The organism is Pseudomonas sp. LBUM1655 (genome assembly GCF_059716085.1).
Genome location: NZ_CP166801.1, coordinates 930723 through 955438 on the forward strand (window position 1 = coordinate 930723; position 24716 = coordinate 955438).

General features: G+C 60.3%; 17 protein-coding genes, 1 tRNA gene and 1 pseudogene. 14 read left to right on the plus strand and 5 right to left on the minus strand.

What is annotated here, in order from left to right; all coding sequences use genetic code 11:
- Positions 1–64: 64 nt before the first annotated feature.
- The 6 genes from rbfA to ACA074_RS04045 all read left to right on the plus strand — a co-directional run bounded on the left by rbfA (position 65) and on the right by ACA074_RS04045 (position 4842).
- A complete protein-coding gene (gene rbfA, locus ACA074_RS04020) occupies positions 65–466 on the plus strand; it encodes a 30S ribosome-binding factor RbfA (protein ID WP_095191053.1) in 402 nt (133 codons plus the stop codon).
- Between the two features lie 4 nt (positions 467–470).
- A complete protein-coding gene (truB, locus tag ACA074_RS04025; RefSeq protein WP_187676721.1) occupies positions 471–1388 on the plus strand; it encodes a tRNA pseudouridine(55) synthase TruB in 918 nt (305 codons plus the stop codon).
- Positions 1389–1530: 142 nt separating this feature from the next.
- Positions 1531–1800 (plus strand): 30S ribosomal protein S15, encoded by a 270-nt coding sequence (rpsO, locus tag ACA074_RS04030; protein ID WP_003177875.1) that lies wholly within the window; start codon positions 1531–1533, stop codon positions 1798–1800.
- A 194-nt stretch (positions 1801–1994) separates the two neighbouring features.
- Positions 1995–4100, plus strand: coding sequence for a polyribonucleotide nucleotidyltransferase (gene pnp / locus ACA074_RS04035; RefSeq protein WP_187676722.1), 2106 nt, complete (start codon positions 1995–1997; stop codon positions 4098–4100).
- Between the two features lie 131 nt (positions 4101–4231).
- Positions 4232–4307 (plus strand) — tRNA-Thr (locus tag ACA074_RS04040).
- A 229-nt stretch (positions 4308–4536) separates the two neighbouring features.
- Complete coding sequence (locus ACA074_RS04045) at positions 4537–4842, plus strand: DUF6388 family protein (RefSeq protein WP_497616396.1); 306 nt, start codon at positions 4537–4539, stop codon at positions 4840–4842.
- 51 nt (positions 4843–4893) lie between these two features.
- Here the strand turns inward: ACA074_RS04045 and nadC are convergent, their stop codons facing one another.
- On the minus strand, positions 4894–5742 hold the full coding sequence (gene nadC, locus ACA074_RS04050; RefSeq protein ID WP_489879259.1) for a carboxylating nicotinate-nucleotide diphosphorylase: 849 nt from the start codon (positions 5740–5742) through the stop codon (positions 4894–4896).
- 279 nt (positions 5743–6021) lie between these two features.
- Here nadC and ACA074_RS04055 point away from each other — a divergent pair.
- The 4 genes and pseudogenes from ACA074_RS04055 to ACA074_RS04070 all read left to right on the plus strand — a co-directional run bounded on the left by ACA074_RS04055 (position 6022) and on the right by ACA074_RS04070 (position 11862).
- Positions 6022–8205: pseudogene (locus ACA074_RS04055) on the plus strand (DUF1631 domain-containing protein).
- A 64-nt stretch (positions 8206–8269) separates the two neighbouring features.
- Positions 8270–8830: a 1,6-anhydro-N-acetylmuramyl-L-alanine amidase AmpD gene (ampD, locus tag ACA074_RS04060; RefSeq protein ID WP_187676726.1), complete on the plus strand. Its 561-nt coding sequence runs from the start codon at positions 8270–8272 to the stop codon at positions 8828–8830.
- A complete protein-coding gene (ampE, locus tag ACA074_RS04065; protein WP_489879257.1) occupies positions 8827–9666 on the plus strand; it encodes a regulatory signaling modulator protein AmpE in 840 nt (279 codons plus the stop codon). The genes ampD and ampE overlap by 4 nt, the downstream gene beginning before the upstream one ends.
- A 1491-nt stretch (positions 9667–11157) precedes the next feature.
- Positions 11158–11862: a methyl-accepting chemotaxis protein gene (locus tag ACA074_RS04070; RefSeq protein ID WP_410457990.1), complete on the plus strand. Its 705-nt coding sequence runs from the start codon at positions 11158–11160 to the stop codon at positions 11860–11862.
- A 16-nt stretch (positions 11863–11878) separates the two neighbouring features.
- On the opposite strand, the gene ACA074_RS04075 is transcribed toward ACA074_RS04070, so the two are convergent.
- Positions 11879–12655 carry a TatD family hydrolase gene (locus ACA074_RS04075; protein WP_497616399.1) on the minus strand — a complete coding sequence of 259 codons (777 nt, stop codon included), beginning with the start codon at positions 12653–12655 and terminating at the stop codon, positions 11879–11881.
- Positions 12656–12658: 3 nt separating this feature from the next.
- Entirely contained in the window at positions 12659–13654 is a 996-nt protein-coding gene (cra, locus tag ACA074_RS04080; protein WP_497616400.1) for a catabolite repressor/activator, read from the minus strand.
- A 305-nt stretch (positions 13655–13959) separates the two neighbouring features.
- Between cra and ptsP the strand changes: the two genes are divergently transcribed.
- The 4 genes from ptsP (at position 13960) to ACA074_RS04100 (ending at position 21218) form a co-directional block, all read left to right on the plus strand.
- Positions 13960–16821 carry a phosphoenolpyruvate--protein phosphotransferase gene (gene ptsP, locus ACA074_RS04085; RefSeq protein WP_497678491.1) on the plus strand — a complete coding sequence of 954 codons (2862 nt, stop codon included), beginning with the start codon at positions 13960–13962 and terminating at the stop codon, positions 16819–16821.
- Positions 16821–17762 (plus strand): 1-phosphofructokinase, encoded by a 942-nt coding sequence (gene pfkB / locus ACA074_RS04090; protein WP_187676732.1) that lies wholly within the window; start codon positions 16821–16823, stop codon positions 17760–17762. Before ptsP ends, pfkB begins: the two co-directional genes overlap by 1 nt.
- 11 nt (positions 17763–17773) lie before the next feature.
- Complete coding sequence (locus tag ACA074_RS04095; protein ID WP_497678492.1) at positions 17774–19507, plus strand: PTS fructose-like transporter subunit IIB; 1734 nt, start codon at positions 17774–17776, stop codon at positions 19505–19507.
- A gap of 169 nt (positions 19508–19676) precedes the next feature.
- Positions 19677–21218, plus strand: coding sequence for an alkaline phosphatase D family protein (locus tag ACA074_RS04100; protein WP_497678493.1), 1542 nt, complete (start codon positions 19677–19679; stop codon positions 21216–21218).
- Between the two features lie 263 nt (positions 21219–21481).
- Here ACA074_RS04100 and ACA074_RS04105 read toward each other — a convergent pair whose 3' ends face one another.
- A complete protein-coding gene (locus ACA074_RS04105; RefSeq protein ID WP_497678494.1) occupies positions 21482–21850 on the minus strand; it encodes an endonuclease domain-containing protein in 369 nt (122 codons plus the stop codon).
- Positions 21851–22146: 296 nt separating this feature from the next.
- Positions 22147–24675: a PepSY domain-containing protein gene (locus tag ACA074_RS04110; protein ID WP_497679308.1), complete on the minus strand. Its 2529-nt coding sequence runs from the start codon at positions 24673–24675 to the stop codon at positions 22147–22149.
- Positions 24676–24716: the final 41 nt, after the last annotated feature.

Genomic DNA, 24716 nt, shown 5'->3' on the forward strand with positions numbered 1-24716 from the left:
GCCGGGCGTTTGCCGCTTTCAGACCTTGCGGGTTTCACCGTGGGGCAGTAACAGGTAACAAGTCATGGCAAAAGAATACAGCCGTACCCAACGTATCGGCGATCAGATGCAGCGTGAGCTGGCCCAGCTGATCCGTCGTGAAGTCAAAGATCCGCGCGTCGGCCTGGTCACCATTACCGCTGTGGAAGTCAGCCGTGACGTCGGTCACGCAAAGATTTTCATCACCGTAATGGGGCAGGACAATGCTGAAGATATCGCGCAAAGCATCAAGGTCCTGAATGCCGCCGCGGGTTTCCTGCGTATGCAACTGGCCCGCGAAATGAAGCTGCGAAGCGTGCCGCAATTGCACTTCCACTACGACGAATCCGTCGTGCGGGGTGCGCACCTGTCGGCCCTGATCGAGCGCGCCGTTGCTGAAGACAATCAGCACCCGGCAGTTGCTGAACCTGAAGACACCAAGGAGTAATTCGGTGGCTCAGGTCAAACGTATCCGTCGTAACGTCAGCGGTATCATCCTGCTCGACAAGCCGCTGGGGTTCACCTCCAACGCCGCGTTGCAGAAGGTTCGCTGGTTGCTCAACGCCGAGAAGGCCGGGCACACCGGAAGTCTCGATCCTCTGGCCAGCGGTGTGTTGCCGTTGTGCTTCGGCGAAGCGACCAAGTTTTCGCAATACCTGCTCGATTCCGACAAGGCTTATGAAACCCTGGCGCAACTGGGCAAGACCACCACCACGGCGGATGCCGAAGGTGAGGTTTTGCAGGAACGCCCGGTGACCGTTGGTCGCGCCGATGTCGAGGCTGTCTTGCCGAAATTTCGCGGCCAAATCAGTCAGATACCGCCGATGTACTCGGCGCTCAAGCGTGATGGCCAGCCGCTGTACAAGCTGGCCCGTGCAGGCGAAGTAGTGGAGCGCGAACCGCGTTCTGTTACTATTGCGCGCTTGGAATTACTGGCCTTCGAAGGCGATACTGCGCGACTTGCGGTGGATTGCAGCAAGGGCACCTATATTCGCACCCTCGTGGAGGATATCGGTGAGCAACTCGGTTGTGGTGCGTACGTCGCAGAATTGCGCCGTACCCAGGCCGGGCCTTTCACCCTGGCGCAGACCGTGACCCTCGAAGAGCTCGAAGCGGTACATGCCGAAGGCGGCAACGAAGCGGTCGACCGCTTCCTGATGCCATCGGACAGCGGCCTGCAGGATTGGCCGCTGTTGCACTTCTCGGAAGCGAGCGCGTTCTACTGGCTCAACGGCCAGCCGGTACGTGCCCCGGATGCTCCGAAGTTCGGCATGGTGCGGGTACAGGATCACAATGGTCGCTTCATCGGTATCGGTGAAGTGAGCGAAGACGGGCGTATCGCGCCACGTCGCTTGATTCGGTCAGAATGACCGGAACCGGCCTGTGTAACAGCAGGTCGGCGAGTGTGGCTGTTAACAGGCACGGTCACGACTCATTTATAGATACAGGGATTTGTCCCTGGCCTGTTGAAGCTGTTTCCCTGAAACAGTTTCCTGATAAAAGGATTGCCTCATGGCTCTCGACGTTCAAGAAAAAGCTCAAATCGTTGCTGACTACCAGCAAGCTGTTGGTGACACTGGTTCGCCAGAAGTGCAAGTTGCACTGCTGACCCACAACATCAACAAACTGCAAGGTCACTTCAAGGCCAACGGTAAAGATCACCACTCCCGTCGTGGTCTGATCCGCATGGTAAACCAGCGCCGTAAGCTGCTGGACTACCTGAAAGGCAAGGATCTGGGTCGTTACCAGACTCTGATCGGTCGCCTGGGTCTGCGTCGCTAATCAGCGATTGCGCTATGAGGTTGGTTGTCTGTCAGGCGTCAGCGGTTTACCGCTGGCGCCTTGCAGGCTCCCAGCCTCAAGTTTTATCTGGATACACGTTTTACCCTGGACAGGCGTTGGGCCGATTCCCGACATTGCCCAAGAATTTCGCAAGAAACCAGTTCCCCCAAGAGCCACAAAGAAGGTAGGACACCGTGAACCCGGTAATCAAAAAATTCCAGTTCGGTCAGTCGACCGTTACCCTCGAGACTGGCCGTATCGCCCGTCAGGCCTCCGGCGCAGTATTGGTCACCGTTGACGACGACGTCAGCGTATTGGTGACCGTTGTTGGTGCCAAGCAAGCCGATCCGGGCAAGGGCTTCTTCCCTCTGTCCGTTCACTACCAGGAAAAGACTTACGCTGCCGGTAAGATCCCTGGCGGTTTCTTCAAGCGTGAAGGCCGTCCCTCCGAGAAAGAAACCCTGACTTCCCGACTGATCGACCGTCCGATCCGTCCGCTGTTCCCAGAAGGCTTCATGAACGAAGTGCAGGTTGTCTGCACCGTCGTTTCCACCAGCAAGAAGACCGATCCGGACATCGCTGCGATGATCGGTACCTCGGCAGCCCTGGCCATCTCGGGTATCCCGTTCGACGGCCCGATCGGCGCCGCTCGTGTCGCTTTCCACGAAAGCACCGGCTACCTGCTGAACCCGACCTACGAGCAGCAAGCTGCCTCGAGCCTGGACATGGTCGTTGCCGGTACTTCCGACGCTGTGCTGATGGTTGAATCGGAAGCCAAAGAGCTGACCGAAGACCAGATGCTGGGCGCGGTACTGTTTGCTCACGACGAGTTCCAGGTTGTGATCAACGCCGTTAAAGAACTGGCTGCTGAAGCTGCCAAGCCAACCTGGACCTGGGCTCCTGCGCCAGAAGCTACCGAACTGCTGAACGCAATCCGTTCCGAGTTCGGCGAAGCGATCTCCCAGGCTTACACCATCACCATCAAGGCCGACCGTTACGCTCGCCTGGGTGAGCTGAAGGATCAGGTGGTTGCCAAGCTGTCCGGTGAAGAAGGCCAGCCTTCGTCCAGCGAAGTCAAAGCTGCATTCGGCGAAATCGAATACCGCACCGTTCGCGAAAACATCGTAAACGGCAAGCCACGTATCGACGGCCGCGACACCCGCACTGTACGTCCGCTGAACATCGAAGTCGGCGTTCTGCCGAAGACTCACGGTTCGGCCCTGTTCACCCGTGGCGAAACCCAGGCTCTGGTAGTCGCGACTCTGGGCACCGCCCGTGACGCACAGTTGCTGGACACCCTGGAAGGCGAGAAAAAAGACCCGTTCATGCTGCACTACAACTTCCCTCCGTTCTCGGTGGGCGAGTGTGGTCGCATGGGTGGTGCTGGTCGCCGTGAAATCGGTCACGGCCGTCTGGCCCGTCGTTCGGTTTCGGCCATGTTGCCTGCCGCTGACGTGTTCCCGTACACCATCCGCGTGGTTTCGGAAATCACCGAATCGAACGGTTCGAGCTCGATGGCTTCCGTTTGCGGCGCGTCCCTGGCTCTGATGGACGCTGGCGTACCGATGAAGGCACCGGTTGCCGGTATCGCGATGGGTCTGGTTAAGGAAGGCGACAAGTTCGCAGTCCTGACCGACATCCTCGGCGACGAAGACCACTTGGGCGACATGGACTTCAAAGTAGCCGGTACCGCCAAAGGCGTGACCGCGCTGCAGATGGACATCAAGATCAAGGGCATCACCGAAGAGATCATGGAAATCGCTCTGGGCCAAGCCCTGGAAGCGCGCCTGAACATCCTCGGTCAGATGAACCAGATCATCGGCCAGTCGCGTACCGAACTGTCGGCCAACGCTCCGACCATGATCGCGATGAAGATCGACACCGACAAGATCCGTGACGTTATCGGTAAAGGTGGCGCGACCATCCGTGCGATCTGCGAAGAAACCAAGGCTTCGATCGACATCGAAGACGACGGTTCGATCAAGATCTTCGGCGAAACCAAGGAAGCGGCTGAAGCAGCTCGTCAGCGCGTTCTGGGTATCACTGCTGAAGCCGAGATCGGCAAGATCTACGTCGGCAAGGTTGAGCGCATCGTCGACTTCGGCGCATTCGTCAACATCCTGCCGGGCAAGGACGGTCTGGTTCACATCTCGATGCTGAGCGACGCTCGTGTTGAGAAAGTGACCGACATCCTGAAAGAAGGCCAGGAAGTGGAAGTGCTGGTACTGGACGTGGACAACCGCGGCCGTATCAAGCTGTCCATCAAAGACGTGGCAGCGGCCAAGGCTTCGGGCGTTTAATCACCCGAACGCTTTAGCGCAATAAAAATGCCCCACCGTGGAAACGGTGGGGCATTTTTTTGTCTGCTGTAAAGCAACAGTGCCCCAGTCAAGTTGCCGGAGTCCAGGACCGGTGCTAGGTTTAGCCCACCGCCCGTGTAGCTCAGCCGGTAGAGCAGCGCACTCGTAACGCGAAGGTCGCAGGTTCGATTCCTGTCTCGGGCACCACCTCCGCAATTTCACCCTCCGATTCATGTTCCGCAGGTCAGCTTTTTGTGCAAGAGATGTAAAGAGCCGTGTAATTCGTCATGCAAACGTCCTATATTCGGTGCCTGCATGAGCATCGCTTAGCAGTTTTCAGATGATCCCGAATGGTTCCGAAGGCCGGGCTAACCGCGTCAGAGAGATCCTTGATGATCCAGATCCATCTTCCATTCCTAAGATCAGCGAGAACGCCATGACCGCGAAAGAATTGACCCAAGAAGCAACACACGAAGAAGCACTCAAAAAGTATCTCCTGGAGTCGCCTCAGTTGGCTGCAGAGATCAAAGACTTGAGTGCCGATGATCAGAAAGACCAGATCCAGTGGGCATTCGAAGATGAAGCCGAGGCCCAGGGTTTGCAGCCGTGGGAACTGACGCTCAAGTACACCAGCACGCCTGAAGAGTTCGAGGCTCAGCGTCTCGTATTGCACAAAGAGGCTGCCGACGTACTGGGCGTCGAGTGGGAAGAGTACTGCGAGATGAACAATCTGGTGGTTTGAAAAAAAAACGCCAGCCTCAACCAGGCTGGCGTTTTTTATGGCGTGCAGTCTTCAGAGGCTCAGACGCATCGACAGATCCACCGCCTTCACATCCTTGGTCATCGCACCAATCGAGATGTAATCCACTCCGGTTTCGGCGATCGGCAACAGTGTGCTTTCGTTGATCCCGCCGCTGGCTTCCAGTTTGGCCTTGCCGCCGTTCAGGCGCACCGCTTCGCGCATGTCGTCCAGGCTCAGTTCGTCGAGCATGATGATGTCGGCGCCGGCCGCCAGAGCTTCTTTCAGCTCATCCAGGCTTTCCACTTCGATTTCCACCGGTTTACCCGGGGCAATCCTGTGCGCGGCTTCAATGGCTTGCGCAATGCCACCGCTGGCAGCGATGTGGTTTTCCTTGATCAGAAACGCGTCGTACAGGCCGATGCGATGGTTGTGGCAGCCACCGCAGGTCACGGCGTATTTCTGCGCCAGACGCAGGCCTGGCAGGGTCTTGCGGGTGTCGAGCAGCTTGACCTGGGTTTCGGCGACGAAGTCCGCCAGATACTGCGCGCGGGTTGCCACGCCCGAGAGTAATTGCAGGAAGTTCAGGGCGCTGCGTTCACCGGTCAACAGCGAACGGGCCGGGCCTTCCAGGTGAAACAGTGGCTGATTGGGTTTGACCCGCTCGCCATCGACCACTTGCCAATGCACCGCCACACGCGGATCGAGCTGGCGAAACACCGTATCTACCCAAGCAGTGCCGCAGATGACGGCGTCGTCGCGCGTGATGATGGTGGCTTTGGCCAGGCGTTCGGCCGGGATCAGTTGCGCGGTGATGTCGCCGCTGCCGATGTCTTCGAGCAACGCACGGCGCACGTTGGCTTCGATTTCGGCGGTCAAATCGGCGAGACGTAGATTCGGCATAACGGGCTCCACAAACAAAGTGATTCGATTATAGGGGCATGGCACGAGCCAACCCAAGGCGATAACTCGCCTGCTTGATTGCATTTGGTCGATTTTCTTTGAGCAAACAGTGTTCGCACGTGGTCAGTGGAAGGTGTCCGGGGCATAGGGGAAACCCTGACGCCTATGGCGCCGGGGATAACTTTTGCAAGATAATTCGCCTTGCGTTTGACGTCATAGCTTTGACGTTGCCATCGATGTTGCTGATCAACGAAAGAATCACCGTTTCAGGAGGCTTGGATGCACAAAGACGGGAAAGTAGTGCCTTTGCACAAGGCCGCTACCGATCAGGCGAATCATTCGCCGCTCGCCCGCCTGCCTGTGATTCTGCTTCAGGTTCGCGACAAGGCTGCTCAGCAATTGCGCCACGGTCTGCAGGAGCTGTTCGACAACGCCGACGACACCCTGTTCGAAATGGCCGACCGGGCGCGCAACGACGTCGAACAGAACATTTTCTTCGAAGCCATGCGCGACCTGCGCCTCAAGCGCAAAAACATCGAGCGCGGCTTTCTTGAGCAGTTCTTCGAGGCTTTTGTCGGCCTCACTCAAAACGATTCTGCGCACAACGCGCTTCCGCGCACTTTGCTATACGAAGAATCCGCGCCGCGCACCGATGACATGGAGCGCAATGTGGCCGTAGAGACCATGGTCGGCCGCGTGCTCAAGCGTGATGGCTTCGCGCTCGATCAACTGACCGCGCGTCTCAGTGCATTGCTCGGCAATCCCCTCCACGACCAGCACAACCCGCTCGGTCCGGCGCTGCTCTGTGAATATTTCCTTTAGGCCGGGCGCAACCTGGGCGTGGAGATCAAGGTCAAGCTGATCCTGCTCAAACTGTTCGAACGCTATGTATTGGCGGACACCGAACAGTTGTATGCCGAAGCCAATCAGTTGCTCAGCGCCACCGGCGTGTTGCCCGAATTGAAACCGGTGCCCGCGCGCCGCGCTATCGATCGCGCAGTGGCCGACGTGAACAGCGAAGAAAGTAACGATCCGCCGCCAGCAGACGAAGGTGTGCAGGAAGTCTTTGCCGCGTTGCAGGAGTTGCTGTTGCACGTGCGCGGCAGCGTTGCGCCGATTCTGGAGTCGAGCGCTGCGGCTCAACCCATCTCCACCCGCGACCTGCTGCGCCTGCTCTCGCACTTGCAGCAATATGTGCCGGCGCTTGCTTCACAGGACGACTTCGACCTGCGTAACCAACTTGAACAACTGCTTACGCGGGTCAGCGTCAAAAGTGGCAAATCGCGGATCGTCGGCGGCGCTGATGAAGACGTGATCAACCTGATTGCCATGGTGTTCGACTGCATTCTTGACGATCGCAATGTCCCGGACTCGCTCAAGGCACTGATCGCCCGTTTGCAGATTCCGATGCTCAAGGTGGCGGTGCTCGACAAGAGTTTCTTCAGTCGCAGCAGCCATCCGGCGCGTCGCTTGCTCAATGAAATTGCCGAAGCGGCGATGGGTTGGGGTGATTGCGACGGTGAGACGCGTGACAGCTTGTACCTGCGAATCGAGCAGGTGGTGCAGCGCTTGCTCACAGACTTTATCGATGATCCGGCGATTTTTTCCGAATTGCTCGCCGACTTCCTCGCCTTCACCAGTGATGAACGCCGTCGCAGCGAGTTGCTCGAACAGCGTCTGCGGGACGCCGAAGAAGGTCGGGCGAAAACCGAGCTGGCCCGTCGACGGGTCGAGCAAGCTTTGAATCAGGCACTGTTGGGCAAAGTCCTGCCACCGTCGGTGGTGACATTCGTCCAGAACGCCTGGAGCAAAGTGCTGCTGCTGACTGGTCTCAAGCATGGCGAGCAGTCTGCCGAGTGGCAGGCTGATGTGCAGACTCTGGAACAACTGATCTGGAGTGTGCAGCGTCATGACGATACCGAGTCCGGCATGCGTTTGTTGGCGCTGGTACCGGGGTTGCTGAAATCGCTGCGTGATGGTTTGAGCAGATCGGCATTCGATCCGTTTGCCACCAGCGAATTCTTCAGCGAGCTGGAAGCGCTTCACGTACGGGTGCTTGAACCTTCAACTGTGGCCGATGAAGCGGCGCCGGCGCTGATCGAGGTGTCGCAGCAGATCCGGTTGCAAACCTCAGATGAAGGCGTGATGGCGCTGGCATCGGCGCGCTCGTCCCGCGACGAAGCAGGCCTGCAACAGGTCGATCAACTGCGTATGGGCAGTTGGGTAGTGTTTCAGGAAGAAGATGAACACACCCTGCGCTGCAAACTCGCGGCGATCATCGACGTCACCGACAAATACGTCTTTGTCGACCGCACCGGGATGAAAGTGCTGGAGCGCAGCCGCATCGGATTGGCCCTTGAATTCCAGCGCGGTGCGGTACGCGCGCTCGATGACACCCTGCTGTTCGACCGCGCGCTGGAGTCGGTGCTCGGCAATCTGCGACGACTCAATCGCGCCAAGTGATCGCGCGCCGGGGGCCGATCACGGCATACTGGGCGCCAACACAGTCGGCGTTGAAGGAATCGGTATGCAGTTGGATCCCGCTAGCGGGTGGTGTCACGGGGTGCAGGCCTGCCCATCGCCCAACTTCAATGAACGCCCTGCGGGCGAAATTTCCCTGTTGGTGATCCACAACATCAGCCTGCCACCAGCGCAGTTCGCCACCGGCAAGGTGCAGGAATTTTTCCAGAATCGTCTGGATGTCACCGAACATCCCTACTTTGCAGGGATTGCCGACCTGCGGGTCTCTGCGCATTTTCTGATCGAACGTGACGGCAAGGTCACCCAGTTTGTCTCCTGTCTTGAGCGGGCGTGGCATGCGGGCGTGTCGATGTTCGAGGGGCGCGAAACCTGTAACGATTTTTCTGTGGGCATCGAGCTTGAAGGCACCGATGATCTGCCGTTCACCGACGCGCAGTATCAGGCGCTGACCGTGCTGACCCGCCAGTTGCAAAGCGCATTTCCGGCCATCACCGGCGCACGTATTTGCGGACACAGCGACATTGCACCCGGGCGCAAGACCGATCCTGGCCCGGCATTCGACTGGGCGCGTTACCGCGCGGCCCTGGCACAAGAGGAAGGACAATGAGTTTTCTGGTGTTACTGCTGGCGGTCTGGATCGAGAAATTCTCGGCCTTGCGCCATCGGGTTCAACGCGATGGCGGATGGATCCGCGAACTGAACAAACTCGAAAGCAGCGAGCGTCTGGCCAAACAGCCCTGGCTGGTGCTGACGATTCTGGTGTTGCTGCCGTTGGCGTTGCTGGGTCTGTTGCTGGTTGTGCTGGAACCCGTGGCATACGGCCTGCTGGCCCTGCCGGTGCATTTGCTGGTGGTGATTTACAGCCTGGGGCGTGGTGACTTGCTCGGCGGGCTCGGGCCGTTCCGCGATGCCTGGCGGCGCGAGGATCTGCAAGCGGCGGCGCATGTGGCCAAGCGTGATCTGGATATCTGTGCCGACAGCGGCGAGCAATTGCTCGACCGGGTGCAGGGGCATCTGTTGTGGCAGGCCTACCAGAGCTTCTTCGCGGTGATCTTCTGGTATTTCGTGCTCGGCCCGGTGGCGGCCCTGGCCTATCGCTTGTTGGCGCTGGCCGAAGAGCACGGTCAGAACCCGGCGCTGGTCGAGCGTGCCGCGCAACTGCGCCACGCCTTCGACTGGGTGCCTGTGCGCTTGCTGGCGGCGAGTTTTGCGTTGGTCGGCAACTTCGTCGCGGTCAGCCGAGTGATGCTGCATGAGTTGCTGAACTGGAACATCAGTGCTGCGCAACTGATCAACAAGGTCGGATTGGCAGCGGGGGAGATCCCGGCTCCTGCCGTTGGGCCTGAAGGCATCAACACCCTCGATTGCCTGTGGGAATTGCTGCTGCGCGCGGCGGTGCTGTGGTATGCCGGGTTTGCCTTGTGGACGGTGCTGATTCACTGATTGATGGTGCCGAGGGAGCAAACTCCCTCGGCACACGCCACCGTTAACCTTAAGTTACAAAACCTCCCTCCGATTTGAGCTATACAGAGATAGCGCCCGATGGTGGCTATCTGCTGTCTCTGCGCGCCTGCCAATAAAAACAAGAAAAACCAAGGGAGACTTCCAGTGAAGAGCTTGCTCTATCCCGCCGTCTCGCTGATGAACCGTCTGAGCTTCGGCATGAAGTTCAGCCTGATCAGCGTGCTGTTCCTGGTGCCGATGCTGGTGACCAATTTCTATCTGGTGCGCGATTCCTATCGCGAATTTCAGGGCACCCGCGTCGAGCTGCAAAGCCTCGAACTGCTGGGCAGCAGCCTGAGCCTGCGTCGGGATCTGGAAACCCTCAACAACCTGGTGCAGATCAACGTCACCCTCGGCCAGTCCGGCAAGGCTGGCAATGTCGAAGCGCAGATCACCACCCTCGAACAAGCTGTTCTGGCGCGCCTGCAAGGGCTGACGGCAATGACCGTCGATCCTGAGCAGATCAAAGTGTTTGACGGTAAACGCGATGAAATGATTGCCGCGTTCAAAGCCCAGCAAGCGGAAAACTCCCTGCAAAGCAAAAGTGCCTTGATCGGCAAGTTGCTGGCCAGTGCGCAGATTTTCAGCCAGATCATCACCGGTCAGGCTGGCCTGAGTCGCGACAATCAGGGTGACATCCGTCAGCTCAGCGAACTCGTTACCTTGATAACACCGGCCGTTACCCAGACCCTCGGCGAAGGCCGGGCGATGGGGTCGTATTCGCTGGGGCAGGGTTTTCTCAACAGTTCGTCGAGCACCCGTTTTGATGAGCTGCTGGTGCAGATCGAAAAGCTTCAAGCTGAATATGGCCTGAAGCTTCAAGACGCCCTCGGTTCCAGCAAAGCGGCGCACGAAACACTCAGCGCTCAGGCCGAGACGAGTAAAGCGTCGCTTAAACAGGCCAGCGAATTGTTCGAAGAGCAAGTGGTGATGGCCGACACCCTCGACGCACCGTGGCAGGCCTTTTACGACCAGATCACCGGGCTGATCGACAAGACCTACCAGCTCGACGAAGCCTCCCTGAAATTCCTCGACACGCAACTGCAGCAGCGTCTGGCGCAAAACCGCACGCACATGGTCTTGCAAGCTGTGGCGTTGTCGGTGGTGTTTGTGCTGATTTTCTATCTCTACGGCGGTTTCTACGCCTCGACTCGCACCACACTCAAACGCCTTGGCGCGATGATGGACAAGGTTGCGGCCGGCGACATGACCGTCAACTTCAAGGCCAGCAGCCGCGATGAGCTGGGTGAATTGGGCGAAGTGTTCAATGGCACGGTGAGGAAAATTCACGACTTGATCGAGCGCGTTGGCCACACCGTTGGCGAAGTCGAACGTCAGGCCGCGCAGGTTGAAAACGTCTCGGCGCAAAGCAATCAGGCCGTTGCCGGGCAGCGCACGCAGATAGAACAAGTGGCGACGGCGATGAACCAGATGTCGGCGACCTCACTGGAGGTGGCGCGCAGTGCCGCAGCGGCGGTGAGCAGCGCCCACAGCGTGAATGACGAGACCGTCAATGGTCGTGGTCTGGTGGAGTCGCAGCAGGGCAGCATTGCCGCGCTGGCCAGCGAGATCGATCAATCGGTGCGGGTGATCAATCAACTCGCGAGTGACAGCCAGTCGATCAGCCGCGTACTGGAAGTGATCAAGAGCATCGCCGAACAGACCAACCTGCTGGCACTCAACGCTGCGATCGAAGCCGCTCGCGCCGGGGAACAGGGGCGCGGTTTTGCCGTGGTCGCGGATGAAGTGCGCACGTTGGCCAAACGCACGCAGCAGTCGACCGAAGAAATCGAGCAGATGATCGCCAAGCTCCACGGCGGCGTCGGTGCGGCGGTGAAGGCCATGGGCATCAGCCATCAGATGGCCAACGGCACGGTCGGGCAGTCGGAGAAGGTTCAGCAGGCGTTGGAAAACATCCTTGGCGCGGTGGGCATGATCGTCGATCAGAACCAGCAGATTGCCGCTGCGGTGGAGCAGCAGACAGCGGTGGCCCATGACATCGACCAGAACATCGTCGAGATCAACCGTGCCGGCGAACGCACGGCGCAGGGCGCGCATCAGACTGAAGATGCGAGTCGGGCGTTGTCGGCGCAGGTGGTGGAACTGAAACAGCTGATCAGCGCCTTCCGCGTGTAGCGTGTACGCAGCTAACTTACCAGCCGAACACTTCGCAGCTGTTGGCAGTGCTGGTAGCAGCCAATTGCTGCGCGCTGATATTCATCAGTTGCGCGAGCACTGCACAAATCGCTCGCAGATGCGCCGGGCTGTTGCGCTGACCGGGAAACATCGCGGGCGCCATGTCCGGTGAATCGGTTTCCAGCACGATCGAATCCAGCGGCAGATCCGCCAGTACCCGATGCATGCGCAGTGCCTGCGGCCAGGTCGGCGCGCCACCTAAACCCAGTTTGAAACCGAGTTTGATGTACTCGCGCGCCTCTTCGCGACTGCCGGCAAAGGCGTGGATGATCCCGGCCCGCTTCAAACGAAAACGTTTGAGCGTGGCAATCACCGCCGCGTGGCTGCGGCGCACATGAATCAGCGCCGGTAATGCAAAGTCCGCCGCCAGTTGCAGTTGCGCTTCGAACAGCGCCTGCTGGCGCTCGCGGTCAAGGGTTTCGATGAAGTAGTCCAGACCGATCTCACCCACCGCACACAACTGCCGATGACCGCGCAGCCGCGTCAGCCAGTCGCCGAGTGCCTTTACATCTTCGGGGCGGTGCTGATCGAGGTAAACCGGGTGCAGACCGAACGTCGCGTACAACTCGGGATCGCTCTGCACCAGATCCCACACCCGCTGCCAATTACCTTCACAGACCCCCAGCACCACCATCCGCCGCACCCCGAGGGCGCGGCTTTCGGCGAGCAACTGCGAACGGTCGGCGTCGAAGTCGGGGAAGTCCAGGTGGGTGTGGCTGTCGATCAGCTCCACGGTTCAGTCCCGGTGAATACGCTGCTTGAAGGTACGCGCGATGGCTTGCACGCCTGGCTTGTATTCCGACTGTTCGACGGCGGCCAGTGCCAGTTCCAGCGCCTTGTCGGCGATCAACTGGTGCTGCTGGGCCATGGCGTTGACCGGCAGCGGCAGGAAGTCGAGCAACTGCGTGTCGCCGAACGTGCCGAGGCGCAGTGGACGGGATTTGAGCGGGAAGTCATGCAACGCGTCGAACACGCCCTGCAACAGCACGTAGGAAGTCGTCACCAGCGCGTCCGGTAAATGCCCCAGACGTTGCAGGAGTTCTTCCATCAATTGCTTGCCACATTCGCGGCTGAAAGATTCGGCATGCTCGACCAGCACTTCGCCTTTGAAATCGACGAGGGCCTGTTTGAAGCCGGCGGTACGTTCCTGGCTGATACTCAGCTCAGGGCGGGCGCCAAGCAGGACGATCTGCTTCAACTGAGGATCGAGCAGGCTCTGGGTCAGGTGCAGGCTGGCCTCGCGGTCGTCGCTGATCACCGAGCAGAAATGCTCGGGTTCCATGACCCGGTCGATGGCGATGATCGGCAGGCCCTTGGCCTGCAACTGGCGGTAACTGTCATCCCCGGCCGGCAGGCAACTGGCGACGATCAGCGCATCGCAACGGCGCGCCTTGAACAGTTGCAGCAGTTGGCGTTCGCTGTCCGGCGCATCGTCGGAGCTGGCAATCAGCAACTGATAGCCGCGCGCCCGCGCACCTTGTTCCAGCAGTTTGGCGATCCGCGCGTAACTGGGGTTTTCCAGATCCGGCAGGATAAAGCCCAGCGTGCGGGTATGCCGACTGCGTAACCCGGCGGCTTGTGGATTGGGCGTGAAGCCGTGTTGCTCAACCACCGCACGCACCCGCTCGACGGTGGCGGTGCTGATGCGTTGCTGTGCGGCCTTGCCATTGATGACGTAGCTGGCGGTGGTCACGGACACTCCGGCCAACCGCGCGATATCACTGAGTTTCAACCCGGTATTTCCTTGTTTTTTCGAGCGTACGGCGAGATTTTCGCCAATCCTACCCGATTCGGGCAGACGACCATTGTCGCAACGCATCCGACAAGTTGGACTTCAACGATGAGACATTATCGAGTAACGTGCCGATCAATCTAGATTAAACGTTTCAGCAAGCGTATTTTCTACGTTTTAGACGCTTTTGGCCGGTTCTGCCGTGAAACCGCCAAAACTGCCCCTGAAAAGGAGGCTGACAAGCGCCTAAGCTGCAACCATCCAAAACAATACCTGGCGCCTTCATGTGCCAAAAAGGAGATCGCATGCTCGAGCTCACTATAGAGCAGATATCCATGGGCCAATCGGCTGTGGATAAACCCGCTGCTCTGCAATTGCTGGCCAATCATCTGGTCGCCGATGGACTGGTCGCCGACGGATACCTCGCCGGATTGCAGGCCCGAGAAGCCCAGGGCTCGACCTTTCTCGGTCAAGGTATTGCCATTCCCCACGGTACGCCCGAAACCCGCGATCAGGTGTTCGCCACAGGCGTGCGCCTGATGCAGTTTCCCGAGGGCGTGGATTGGGGCGACGGCCAGATCGTTTATCTGGCCATCGGTATCGCCGCCAAATCCGACGAACACCTGCGCCTGTTACAACTGCTGACCCGTGCCCTCGGCGAGACCGATCTGGGCCAGGCCCTGCGTCGCGCCAGTTCCCCCGAAGCGCTGCTGAAACTGCTGCAAGGCGCGCCGCAGGAATTGGCGCTGGACGCACAGATGATCGGCCTCGGTGTCGCTGCCGACGATTTCGAAGAGTTGGTCTGGCGGGGGGCGCGTCTGCTGCGTCAGGCTGATTGCGTGAGCAACGGTTTTGCCGGCGTGTTGCAGCAAGTCGAAGCGCTGCCGCTGGGCGATGGTTTGTGGTGGCTGCACAGCGAACAAACCGTGAAGCGTCCGGGGCTGGCCTTCGTCACCCCGGACAAGCCAATACGCTACCTCGGTCAACCGCTGAGCGGTCTGTTCTGCCTGGCCAGCCTTGGCGAAGCCCATCAGGCGCTGCTTGAACGCCTCTGCGCATTGTTGATCGAAGGTCGCGGCCATGAACTGGGCCGCGCCACCAGCAGCCGCAAAGTCCTTGAAGTGCTCGGCGGCGAGTTGCCTGCCGACTGGCCGAGCGCACGCATCGCGCTGGCCAACGCCCATGGTTTGCACGCGCGTCCGGCGAAAATCCTGGCGCAACTGGCGAAGAGTTTTGACGGCGAGATTCGTGTACGCATCGTCGACAGTCAGGACAGCGCCGTGTCGGTGAAGAGCCTGAGCAAACTGCTCAGCCTCGGCGCCCGTCGTGGTCAGGTGCTGGAGCTTATCGCCGAGCCAAGCATCGCTGCCGATGCGTTGCCGGCATTGCTTGCGGCCATCGAAGAAGGTCTTGGCGAAGAGGTCGAGCCATTACCGGCCGTGAGTCAGCAACGCGAAGTCATCGCCGATATCGCCGAAGTCGTGATCGCTCCGGCGTCCGGCACTCAGTTGCAAGCGATTCCCGCTGCGCCGGGCATCGCCATCGGCCCGGCGCACATTCAAGTGCAGCAAACCATCGAATACCCGCTGCGTGGCGAGTCCGCCGCCGTCGAACGCGAGCGCCTCAAGCAAGCGCTGAGCGATGTGCGCAGCGACATTCAAGGCTTGATCGAACGCAGCAAAGCCAGAGCCATTCGCGAGATTTTCATCACCCACCAGGAAATGCTCGACGATCCGGAACTGACCGACGAAGTCGACACGCGCCTCAAGCAAGGCGAAAGCGCCGAAGCGGCGTGGATGGCAGTGATTGAAGCCGCAGCCAAACAGCAGGAATCGCTGCAGGACGCCTTGCTCGCCGAACGGGCGGCGGATCTGCGTGATATCGGCCGCCGGGTGCTGGCGCAACTATGTGGCGTGCAGACGCCGAACGAGCCAGAGCAGCCGTACATTCTGGTGATGGACGAAGTCGGCCCGTCCGACGTGGCGCGGCTCGATCCGGCGCGAGTGGCAGGGATTCTAACTGCTCGCGGCGGCGCCACCGCGCACAGCGCCATCGTCGCCCGTGCCTTGGGCATTCCGGCGCTGGTCGGTGCAGGTGCAGCGGTGTTGCTGCTGGCGCCGGGCACGCCGTTGCTGCTCGACGGCCAACGCGGTCGTCTGCATGTCGACGCCGATGCGGCGACCCTGCAACGCGCCACCGAAGAACGCGACACCCGCGAACAACGCCTCAAGGCTGCTGCCGAACAACGCCATCAACCGGCGCACACCACCGACGGTCACGCGGTAGAAGTGTTCGCCAACATCGGCGAAAGCGCCGGTGTGATCAGTGCGGTGGAGCAGGGCGCCGAAGGCATCGGTCTGCTGCGCACCGAACTGATTTTCATGGCCCACCCGCAGGCGCCGGACGAGGCGACTCAGGAAGCCGAATACCGCCGCGTCCTCGACGGCCTCGCTGGTCGACCGCTGGTGGTGCGCACGCTGGATGTCGGCGGTGACAAACCGCTGCCCTATTGGCCGATTGCCAAGGAAGAAAACCCGTTCCTCGGCGTGCGCGGCATTCGCCTGACCTTGCAGCGTCCGCAGATCATGGAAGCGCAATTGCGTGCCTTGCTGCGTTCGGCGGATAACCGCCCATTGCGGATCATGTTCCCGATGGTCGGCAGTGTCGAAGAGTGGCGTCAGGCCCGCGACATGACCGAACGTCTGCGTCTGGAAATCCCGGTCGCCGATCTGCAACTGGGGATCATGATCGAAGTGCCGTCCGCCGCGTTGCTCGCGCCGGTGCTGGCCAAGGAAGTCGACTTCTTCAGCGTCGGCACCAACGACCTGACTCAATACACCCTGGCCATCGACCGTGGTCACCCGACGCTGTCGGCCCAGGCTGACGGCTTGCACCCGGCGGTGCTGCAACTGATCGACATCACCGTGCGTGCGGCCCATGCCCATGGCAAATGGGTCGGCGTGTGCGGTGAGCTGGCAGCCGATCCGTTGGCAGTACCTGTGCTGGTCGGTCTCGGTGTCGATGAGCTGAGCGTGTCCGGCCGCAGCATTGCCGAAGTGAAAGCACGCATCCGCGAAATCAGCCTGACCCAGGCGCAAACCCTTGCTCAACAAGCCCTCATCGTGGGCAGCGCCAATGAAGTGCGTGCATTAGTGGAGGCCCTGTAATGGCCAAGATTCTCACCCTGACCCTCAACCCGGCGCTGGACCTCACGGTCGAGCTGCCGGTACTGGCTGCCGGTCAGGTCAACCGCAGCGATGAGATGCACACCCATGCTGCCGGTAAAGGCGTGAACGTCGCGCAGGTGCTGGCCGACCTCGGCCATCAACTGACAGTCAGCGGCTTTCTCGGCGAAGACAATCTGCAAGCGTTCGAGACCCTGTTCGCCAAGCGTGGCTTTGTCGATGCGTTTGTCCGTGTACCGGGCGAAACGCGCAGCAACATCAAAGTCGCCGAGCGCGATGGCCGTATCACCGACATCAACGGCCCGGGACCGGTGGTCGATGCAGCGGCGCAGCAGGCATTGCTTGATCGTCTGGTGCAGATTGCGCCGGGGCACGACGCGGTCGTGGTCGCCGGCAGTCTGCCGCGCGGCGTGACTGCACAGTGGTTGCGCGAACTGATCGAACGGCTGAATTCCCTCGGCCTGAAAGTCGCCCTCGATTCCAGCGGCGAAGCATTGCGCGAAGCGCTCAAGGCCAGTCCGTGGCTGATCAAACCGAACACGGAAGAGTTGGCCGATGCGCTCGGTTGCGAAGTGGTTTCCCACGCCGCCGAGGCGCACGCAGCGGCGCAGTTGCATGGGCAAGGCATCGAACACGTGGTGATCTCCCACGGCGCCGACGGCGTGAACTGGTTCAGCGTCGGCTCGGCGCTGCATGCCTCGCCGCCAAAGGTCAGCGTCGCCAGCACCGTGGGTGCCGGTGATTCACTGTTGGCCGGCATGCTCCACGGTTTGCTCAGTGCCGACACGCCGGAGCAAACCTTGCGCACGGCCACGGCGATTGCCGCAATGGCGGTGACTCAGATCGGTTTTGGCATCAACGACGCCGCGCAACTGGCGCAGCTCGAACAGGGCGTGCGCGTGCGCCCCCTGACAGAACAATAAGAGGGTTTGTCATGAAGTTAGCCATTGTTACGGCTTGCCCCAACGGCATGGTCACCAGTGTGCTGTGCGCCCGTTTGCTCGATGCGGCGGCCCAGCGTCAGGGTTGGAGCACCAGCGTCGAAGTGGTCGACGCGGCGCACCCGGAACGTGAATTGTCGGCAGCGACCATCGAAGCGGCGGAGTGGGTGTTGCTGGTCGCCACCGGTAACGTCGACATGACGCGTTTCGTCGGCAAACGGGTCTTTCAGATTGCCCCGGCGCAAGCCCTTCAGGACGTCGAAGCGGTGCTGCGTCGTGGTGCCGAAGAAGCCGAAATTTATGTCGCCAGCGCAGCTGCCCCGGCTGCCGTTGCGCAGCGTGCGCCACGCATCGTCGCCATCACCGCGTGCCCGACCGGCGTCGCCCACACCTTCATGGCGGCCGAGGCGTTGCAGCAAACGGCCAAGCGTCTGGGCTATGAATTGCAGGTCGAAACCCAAGGCTCGGTCGGCGCGAAAACTCCGCTGAGCGCGACAGCGATTGCCGAGGCTGACGTGGTGCTGCTGGCGGCGGATATCGACGTCGCCACCGAGCGATTCGCCGGCAAGAAAATCTACCGCTGCGGCACCGGCATTGCGTTGAAGCAATCCGAAGCCACGCTGAAAAAAGCCCTCGCCGAAGGCCAGCAGGAAAGCGCCGCCAGCGACGGCAAGGCACCGGCCAAGTCGGAGAAAACTGGCGTCTACAAACACCTGTTGACCGGCGTGTCGTACATGCTGCCGATGGTGGTGGCGGGTGGTTTGATGATCGCGTTGTCGTTTGTCTTCGGCATCACCGCGTTCAAAGAGGAAGGTACGCTGGCGGCGGCACTGATGCAGATCGGCGGCGAGACCGCGTTCAAGCTGATGGTGCCGCTGCTGGCCGGTTACATCGCCTACTCGATTGCCGACCGTCCAGGCCTGGCGCCGGGGATGATTGGCGGCCTGTTGGCGAGCACCTTGGGCGCCGGGTTTATCGGTGGGATCGTCGCCGGGTTTATCGCCGGTTATGCGGCCAAGGCGATCAGTCGTTATGTCGCGTTGCCGCAAAGTCTTGAGGCGCTGAAACCGATTCTGATCATCCCGTTGTTCGCCAGTCTGTTCACCGGCCTGGTGATGATCTACGTGGTCGGCAAACCGGTGGCGGGCATGCTCGCGGCGCTCACGCAGTTTCTCGACAGCATGGGCACCACCAACGCGATTCTGCTTGGGATCGTGCTCGGCGGCATGATGTGCGTCGACCTCGGTGGGCCGATCAACAAAGCCGCGTATGCGTTCTCGGTGGGGCTGCTGGCCTCGCAGAGTTACGCGCCGATGGCCGCGACCATGGCGGCCGGGATGGTGCCGCCGATTGGTCTGGGCATTGCCACGTTCATCGCCCGGCGCAAGTTCGCCCAAACCGAACGCGAGGCCGGCAAGGCTGCCTTCGTACTGGGGCTGTGCTTTATCTCCGAAGGGGCGATTCCGTTTGCCGCGAAAGATCCATTGCGGGTGATCCCGGCGAGCATCGCTGGCGGTGCGCTGACCGGTGCGTTGTCGATGTACTTCGGCTGCAAACTGATGGCGCCGCACGGTGGCTTGTTCGTCATGCTGATCCCGAATGCGATCAATCATGCGTTGCTGTATTTGCTGGCGATTGTCGCGGGGAGTTTGTTGACGGCGGTGGTTTACGCGACGGTCAAACGGCCTGAAGCCGTGGAGCTGGCAATGGAACCCGCCAAGGCCTGAAACCACAAAAACTGTGGGAGCGAGCCTGCTCGCGAATGCAATCTGCCAGCGACATGGATGTTGACTGGCACACCGCTTTCGCGAGCAGGCTCGCTCCCACAGGAGGATGTGTTGTCATGCCGGATTCATCATCGCGTGCTTTAGTTTTCCTTTTTTCAGGGAGAACAGCATGAGCGATTTCAATGTGGGCCGCCGGCGTGTCATGCAAGTCGTCGGCGCCGGTATGTTGATGCCGAGCCTGGCGCCGGCGGTGATTGCGTCGGTCAAGGATCGTCCGCAACTCACCGATGGCGTGCAGTCCGGCGACCTGCAAGGCGACCGCGCGATGATCTGGAGCCGCAGCGATCGTCCGGCGCGGATGGTGGTCGAGTGGGACACCCGCAGCCAGTTTCGCAACCCACGCCGCGTCGTCTCGGCGCTGGCCGATGCCCACAGCGATTTCACCGCCCGTATTGAGCTCACCGGGCTGCCCGCCGATCAGGCGATTTTCTATCGCGTGTACTTCAAAGATGCCCGCACCGGTGTGGCCAGCGAACCGTGGCTCGGCCACTTGCGCAGCGCCCCGACGGCGCGGCGCAATATTCGTTTCGTCTGGAGCGGCGACACCGTCGGCCAGGGCTTCGGCATCAACCCGGACATCGGCGGAATGCGCATCTACGAAGCCATGCGCCTGCGCCTGCCGGACTTCTTTATCCACAGCGGCGACACCATCTACGCCGACGGCCCGGTGCCGGCCCAGCTGACCACCGAAAACGGTCGGGTGTGGCGCAACATCACCACCGAAGCCAAGAGCAAAGTCGCCCAGACCCTCGACGACTATCGCGGCAACTACCGCTACAACCTGCTGGACGAAAACATCCGCCGCTTCAACGCCGAAGTGCCGCAGATCTGGCAGTGGGACGACCATGAAGTGGTCAACAACTGGTCACCCGGCAAACAGCTCGACGAGCGTTATCAGGAAAAAGATATCCACACCCTGGTCGGGCGTGCGCGCAAGGCCTGGCTGGAATATTCGCCGATGCGTTTACAGACGGCCGACGGTGGCGGGCGGATTTATCGCAAGATCAGTTATGGGCCGATGCTCGATGTGTTTGTGCTGGATATGCGCAGTTATCGAGAAGCCAACGACGACAACCTCGGGGCGGCGAAACCGTTCTTGGGGCGTGAGCAACTGGACTGGCTCAAGCGTGGCTTGAAGAAATCGAAAGCCCAATGGAAGGTGATTGCCGCCGACATGCCGATTGGTCTTGGTGTGCCTGATGGCGAGGTAAGTCCGGGCGTGGCGCGCTGGGAAGCAGTGGCCAACGGTGACCCGGGGCCGGCGCAGGGACGTGAGTTGGAAATAGCTGAATTGCTCGGTTATCTGCGAGCGCAACAGGTGCGCAATTTTGTCTTCCTGACGGCAGACGTGCATTACTGCGCGGCGCATCACTACCACCCGGATCGTGCGGCGTTTCAGGATTTCGAACCGTTCTGGGAATTTGTCGCGGGGCCGTTGAACGCCGGGAGTTTTGGGCCTAATCCGCTGGATAAGACGTTTGGGCCTGAGGTGGTGTTCGAGAAGGCACCGCCGGCACAGAACACTTCACCATTTGCCGGGTTTCAGTTTTTTGGCGAGGTGAATATTGAAGGGCAGAGCGGGGAGATGAGCGTGGTGTTGCGGGATCTGGATGGGGTGGCGGTGTTTGAGAAGAAGTTGCAGCCGGTTTGAGATGGGGGGAGTCAAAAGCTACCCTCACCCCAGCCCTCTCCCTGAGGGAGAGGGGGCCGACCGGGGTGTCTGGCGTTATACATCGACCTGAGAGACCGAGTCGATTATGGATTTGGTGAAGCAGTTTCAGGTTGATTATGGATTTGACATAGCGCGCGAATGGCGATTATGGATTCGGCACAGAGCTTTCAGGTCGGCGTAACTCTGTAGCATCCCCCAAATCAGTCCCCTCTCCCTTTGGGCGGTCCGACGTTTCGAGAGGGCTAGGGTGAGGGGTTTTTCAGACCCTCCGCAATCCTGATGATCTGCTCCAGCACATCCCCCATCTGCTGAATCACTTCCAGATTGCTAAACCGCACAACCTCAATGCCCTGACGTTGAAGGAACAGCGTCCGACGCTGGTCGTGAATCACACCCGCCGTTTCATAGTGCTGACCGCCGTCCAATTCGATGGCCAGTTTCAATTCGACGCAATAAAAATCCAGCACATAGGGCGGGCAGGGGAATTGCCTGCGGAACTTGAGATTAGCGATTTGGCGCGAACGTATTCTTTGCCAGAGCAGGTGTTCGCAATCGGTTTGGCGGGTGCGTAAATGGCGGGCGAATTGAGCGAGTGTGGGGCGGTTTGGCATGCTTCACGATCCTTGTGAAGGGGCTTGAGATTTCACTGTAGTTCACGACCCTCACCCCAGCCCTCTCCCATGGGGAGAGGGGGACTACGGAGTTGTTTCAGGTTGTACATCGACCTGAAAGACCGAGTCGATTATGGATTTGGTACAGACGCGGATGGCGAAATGGATCTGGCACAGCGCGCGAAGGCGATTATGGATTCGGCACAGAGCGTTCAGGTCGGCGTAACTCTCCGGCATCTCCCAATCAGTCCCCTCTCCCCCGGGAGAGGGTTAGGGTGAGGGGCTTTTCAGTGATTTCAATAAACGTCCCTGCGATAACGGCCCTGTTCGATCAGCCGTTCAACTTCGGCGGCGCCGAGGATTTCGTTGAGTGCCTGGTCCACGCCTGATGCCATTCCCTGCAAGCTGCCACAGATATAGATGACAGCACCGTCGGCCAGCCACTGCTTCAACTCATCAGCCGACTCACGCAACCGATCCTGCACATAAATCTTCTCGGCCTGATCCCGCGAAAACGCAAGATCCAGCCGCTCCAGATCACCATTGATCAACCACTCTTCCAGCTCCGCACGGCACAGGTAATCGTATTCACGATTACGTTCGCCAAACAGCAACCACTGACGCTGTTGACCGTCGGCAATCCGCGCCTTGAGCAAACTGCGCAACCCGGCAAGGCCGGTGCCGTTACCGATCAGAATCATCGGCACCGGTTCATTCGGCTGGTGGAAACCGCTGTTTCGGCGCACCCGCAAGCTGATGCTGCCACCCACCGGCGCATGCTCGGTCAACCAGCCGGAGCCGACGCCGAGGCTGCCGTCGCTGTGTTGTTCCTGACGCACGATCAGCTCCAGCAAGCCGTCGGCGGCAATCGAGGCGATCGAGTATTCGCGCATGGCCAGCGGCACCATGGCATCGACCAGCGCCTGCGCATGCAGACCCACCAGATGCGCGCGATGCTCGGGCAGTTGGCGCGAGGCCAGTGCCACATCAAGCGGTTCTTCGAGGCCGTTGATGTTCACCGTGGTCTCGCCACGAATGCCGAGGCCGTCGAGGAAGTGCTCGATGATCCACGGGCAGTTACGTGGCAGCACTTCCACCAGATCACCGGCCAGCCAACTGCTGGTATTCGGTGCGCTCAGGCCCAACAGATAAACCGGCGAACCGCTGCTGTCCGGGTTCATGAGTTCACGGTGGACCAGCGTCCAGTTGTCGTAGCTCGGCGCCTGCCAGGTGTCGACCGGTGCTTGCCCGGTGAGTTGGCCCAGTTGGGTTTGCCAGTGACGCAGGGCATACGGATCGCCGCTATCGACTTCCACCGGGGCAAACAGGGTCTTGCCGCCGTGCTCGCTCAACCATTGGTGCAGACGACGGGCGAACCCGCAGAAGTGTTGATACTGACGATCGCCCAGACCCAGCACCGCGTAGTTCAGGCTGTCGAGTGTCGAGGCTTTGCCCAGCACCTTGCGTTCGAAACCACGGGCGCTGTCCGGCGCTTCGCCGTCGCCGAAGGTACTGACGACAAACAGCGCGTTGGTTGAATCACGCAGATCCTGTTCGCTGACATTGGCCAGCGGCTGCACCTTCACCGGCAACCCGGCGGCCTGCAATTGGCCGGCGGTCTGCCAGGCCAGTTGCTCGGCAAAACCGCTCTGGCTGGCGAAGCCGATCAGCCACGCCGGAGCATCGCCGGCCGGTTGTGCGAGGCCTTTGCGCGCATCCTTGATCTGCTTCTTCTTGCGCCGACGATCCAGATACAGCAGCCACCCGGTGATGAAAAACAGCGGCATGCATATGGCGGCGACAGTGATGATGATCCGCCCGATGAGACCGAAATAGCTGCCGACGTGCAGTGCATAAATGCTCGTCAGCAGTTGCGCCTTGAAGCTCTTGTCGGCGTAGCGGTCGACGCGTTTGACGATGCCGGTGGCCGGGTCGAGGGTGATCTGGTTCAGCGCACGATCATGGGGCGAGCTGTCGAGCAGGTAGAACACCGTCGCCGGTTGGCCAGCCACGGGCGGCATGCGGATGTTGTAGGCAGACAGGCCTGGACCGGCGGCGCTGTAGATGCTGCTCCACATCGCGGCGTAGTCGGCTGTGGGTGCCGGCCCCTCCGGCGCAGGCCCGCGACCACCGCGCACGCGTTCGTTTTGCGGAGCGTCGGAAAGCAGTTTGGTCAGGCCCTTGTTGTACCACTCGTAAGACCACGACAACCCGGTCAGCGCCAGCAGCAGATACACCAACAGGCACCAGGTGCCGGCTACCGAGTGCAGATCCCAGTTGAAGGCGCGGCCCTTTTTCTTCCAGTCGAGGGTCAGCCACACACGCCAGCTGTTCCACTGGCGCGGCCAGCGCAGGTAAAGGCCCGAGAGGCAGAAGAACAACAGGATCAGGGTGCAGGCGCCGGTGATGTTGCGACCGGTGTCGCCCATGGCGAGGAAACGGTGCAACTGCAGCATCAGGCCGAAGAAGTCCTGACCCACGGCATTGCCCATGAACTCGCCGGTGTATGGATCGAAGTAGCGCATCTCGCCACGGCGCTCGCCTTTGGGCGGGGTGAAGTACACCCGCGCGGCGTTGCCACTGTCGGTCTCGACCCACAGCATCGAGACTTTTTTGCCCGAGGTGGCTTCGATGCGTTCTACCAGTTCAACGGGGGGCAGCACGCCGGCAACTTGTTTTTCCACCTGCAACACCGACGGGTTCAGCGCCCGCAGGATCTCGTCCTGAAACGAATAGGCGGCGCCGGTAATGCCCATCAGGGCCAGCACCAGGCCGGCAGTGATGCCAAAAAACCAGTGCAACTGGAACAGGGTTTTCTTCAACACGTCACTCGCCGTCCGTTCGGAAATTGTCATCACGGCGCACA